The following is a 3,300-nucleotide window of genomic DNA, read 5'->3' as shown; positions in this document are numbered from 1 at the left end:
GCTTGGCTCACCCTTTATTCTGGCTCGATAGTCACAGCCACATGCCTCCAGATGCCCCCGATTCTTTTACGGGTTACTCACGAGTAACTCTGGTGGCACACATGAGCCGGAACAAAGAGCGGACAAAGGGTGGACTGTTTTACGGCTCTGTTTCTGGTCTCAGGCTTTAATCCGGCAGTTTATCCCAAAGTCCTTCATAGCTGCCAATCCATTTCCCATCTTCCCACCGAATCAGGGTGATGGTGCGGACGCGATTACGCTGGTCTTCTTTCACCCATTCTTTCCAGGTGGGGCTAACAACATAATTCGCAATCGATTGCGCTGCCGGCTCGTGTCCTACCCAGAGGAATTTCTTGCCCAGGGAGCGCAGTTTTTCTGCCAGGCGCACGCTGTTTTCCTGGTCGTGATTTCCAATCAGAAAAATGCTGTAACCTTCGATATCCAAATCATCCAAAAGTTCAGGAAGTTCATAGTAAACACCATCGCTCCAGCCACGGGGATATTCACGCAAAACAATTTCCACCTGCAGACTATCCGCCTCGGAAAGATCCACCCGCCTCATCTGGAAAGCGGTTTGACTGTCTGAAACCCGGTATCCCGCCTGGAGATAATATTCACCTTTGGGTGCTCGGAAAGTGTAAACTCCGTTTCCTTCATCCTGCATTGGATCACCTTCCGGCCAATAGAAAGCTCCGTCCTGAAAGACGATCAATTCCAGATCCATGAGGTAGGAAAGGCTCAGCGGCGCACCGTTCTCGTCTGAAGTGAGAACCCGCAGTGTGCAAAACGCCTGCTTGTCTTCCGGATCCACTTCCGGAGCGCATTTCATCAGGTCATAATATCCATAATAATCGTCGTCAAAACGCACATTGAGCAGGTTGGGGCGTCTGGAAAAACCAGCCGGTATGGCATTCGCTCGTGCCAGGTTTGTCGCCATCATTCTATACTGCACGGGGCTCAGATATTTTTGCCGCACGGCGATATCCAGGGGCAGGAGTCCGTCCAAGGCTTTGGCTGCATTGATCTTATAGTTCTTTTTCATCCAGCGGGCTGCCTTGTCCAGGCGTTCCATTGCAGTTTTACCTTTTTGATAAAACACTGGTGGATAGATGCTTGGCTTTCCGTTTTGGAAATTGTTCACCTGGGGCAGTTCTTCATAAAAAACACTGGGGTCGATGATGGTGCGAATATCTGAGTAAAAATAATCCCAAAATTCTTCCTCATCCTCATCATTGTATTTAAGCCATTCAAAATACAGGGCTTCAATCTGATCCGCATTTGCCTGCCAGAGGAATTTGGAGTCAAATTTCTCATCGTTTACCACGTCGCTGAGAAAGCTTTCATCCGCGTTAGGGTGGCGACGCAGAAATTCCTGCGCCTGAGAGTGGTTTCCACGCGCGGCGATGATGAATCTTTCCTGTTTGGGAGCGGCGCCAAAGCCGAAACGGTCTGCATAGGAACGGTCAATCGCAGCCCAATAGTCCTTTTGCACCTTCACGCCCTCATCCCAGGGGGCTGGCGCCTGTTTCCATTCAAAGGGATTGGATGGATAAAAGAGCATGTCGTCGCGGTCTGCCAGCGGATTTTCGCTGAGGCTGAGCTGACAATAAATATCCTCATCTTCCGAGGAGGGAACCAGTTCCAGCGCGCTTTTTCCATCTTTGAAAGCGGAAACATAGAACGCGCCCCGTCCCACGCTGAGCGTGTATTTGCCAGCGGAATCGGTCTTTACATAGATTAGCGGACGCAGTGTGCCCCAGTTGTAAACCAAAATTCCCACGTAGGTGTCCGCCAGCGGATTTCCTTCTGCATCAAGGGTTTGGATCTTCAGGTTGCGGGTGCGCTCACCGGCATAGTTGCGGATGGAATTGATGGTGCAATCATAGCGCCCGGAGCGCAAAACTTCGTCGTTTTCAGCGGGCAGGGAACCGTTTGCCAGGATGAGAACGGTTTTGTCTATCATGCCGCTAAACCAGGTCTGATCGGGATGATAGGCGGCATCCATGTCTCCGGTGTAGTGCCAGGCGCCGTCCAGCCAAACTTCAGCCCAGGCGTGATTGTTGTCCTGATGTGGCCACCAGGGTGTGCTGGCAGGTCGCGCTGGCAGTCCAACGGTGCGGGCGGCTGCCACAAAGAGGATTTGCATTTCCTCACAGCGGCCATATTGGCTTTTGAACACAATGTCCATGGGGCTTTGGTCGCGTCCGGAGGTGGGCTGAAACTGTAGGCGTCCCACGCACCATTGACAAAGTTTGCGATAAATTTCCATCTCGTCTTCGCTGCCATCCAAAATCTCCTGCAGTCCGTCTTTCAACAGTGCATCCCGGTAGGGTTCAATCCTTTCTTCGGTCACTGTTTGATGTGCCACATAGGAGAGATAAAATTCCGGTTCCAAGCTGGTGCCATAGGTGTTCAAAAGCGAGCGAATCTGCAGGTAGTTGCTCATCACGTCGTCTGGATTGGCAATTTGCAGAGCGCCATCGCTTTCGTAGGCAAGCAGATACGCCATCAAAATGTCATCCTGCTGTTTCAACATGCGGCGGTATTGGGTTTTATGGCTTTTATCCAGCTTTTTCAGATTATCCAAAGCCAAGCTGTGCAGTTCTTTATAAAGTTTGGGATTACCCTTGGCGGTGAAAGCCGGGGGGAGCGCGTTCAAAAAAGTGAGCGCGCAAAGCAAAAATAACAGGGCGAATTTTTTGAGGTTCGGCATGCCAATCTCCTTGTTTATAGTTAATTGGACAGTTTTAAGATTTTGCCTTGCAGGCGGTTTTCGGCGGCGTTGAGACGCCAGAAATAGATGCCGGGAGCGCTGGGAATCTGGTTTTGATCACGACCATCCCAAAAGAATTGCTGGTTTCCGGCGGGGAGAGCGCTTTGCGCCAGGCTGCGGACTTTTTGCCCACGCAGGTTGTAGATATCCAATTTTACCTGGGCGGCTTTGGGGAGTTCAATATCTATGTATATGCCTGAAGTGAAAGGATTTGGAAACCCGTGTCCGCGCAGTTCTGCCGCCGGTATTTGAGCGTCTTCAGCTTCCACCGGGATGAATGAAATGAGACCGAATTTATCCAAAATGATGGCGAGCAGGGTGTAAAGCTCGTCATGAGGAGTGCCGCCTTGAACTTTGGACAGCTCGAAGCTGGAAGCGATTGTGGTATAGGTGTTTGTCTGATTCAAAATCCCCAGAGGCTGAGCGGGGTTCTCGCTGGTGAAAAGCGTTTGCGCGCTATCTCCATCCGGTTGCAAGACATGAACTTGAGGGTTATCGGGGTCACTGTAACCCCAGTTATAAACCTG

2 protein-coding genes are annotated in these 3,300 nt (G+C 50.9%); both read right to left on the bottom strand.

Annotated elements, in window-relative coordinates:
- Window positions 1–166: 166 nt before the first annotated feature.
- Window positions 167–2,713, bottom strand: a complete 2,547-nt coding sequence (locus tag GX135_06475; GenBank protein NLN85732.1) for a transglutaminase domain-containing protein — start codon at window positions 2,711–2,713, stop codon at window positions 167–169.
- 20 nt (window positions 2,714–2,733) lie between these two features.
- On the bottom strand, window positions 2,734–3,300 hold a 567-nt coding region (locus tag GX135_06470; protein ID NLN85731.1), incomplete at its 5' end, for a T9SS type A sorting domain-containing protein.

Source organism: Candidatus Cloacimonadota bacterium (assembly GCA_012522635.1).
Taxonomy (GTDB): domain Bacteria; phylum Cloacimonadota; class Cloacimonadia; order Cloacimonadales; family Cloacimonadaceae; genus Syntrophosphaera.
This window is presented reverse-complemented; position numbering and strand designations above follow the sequence as displayed.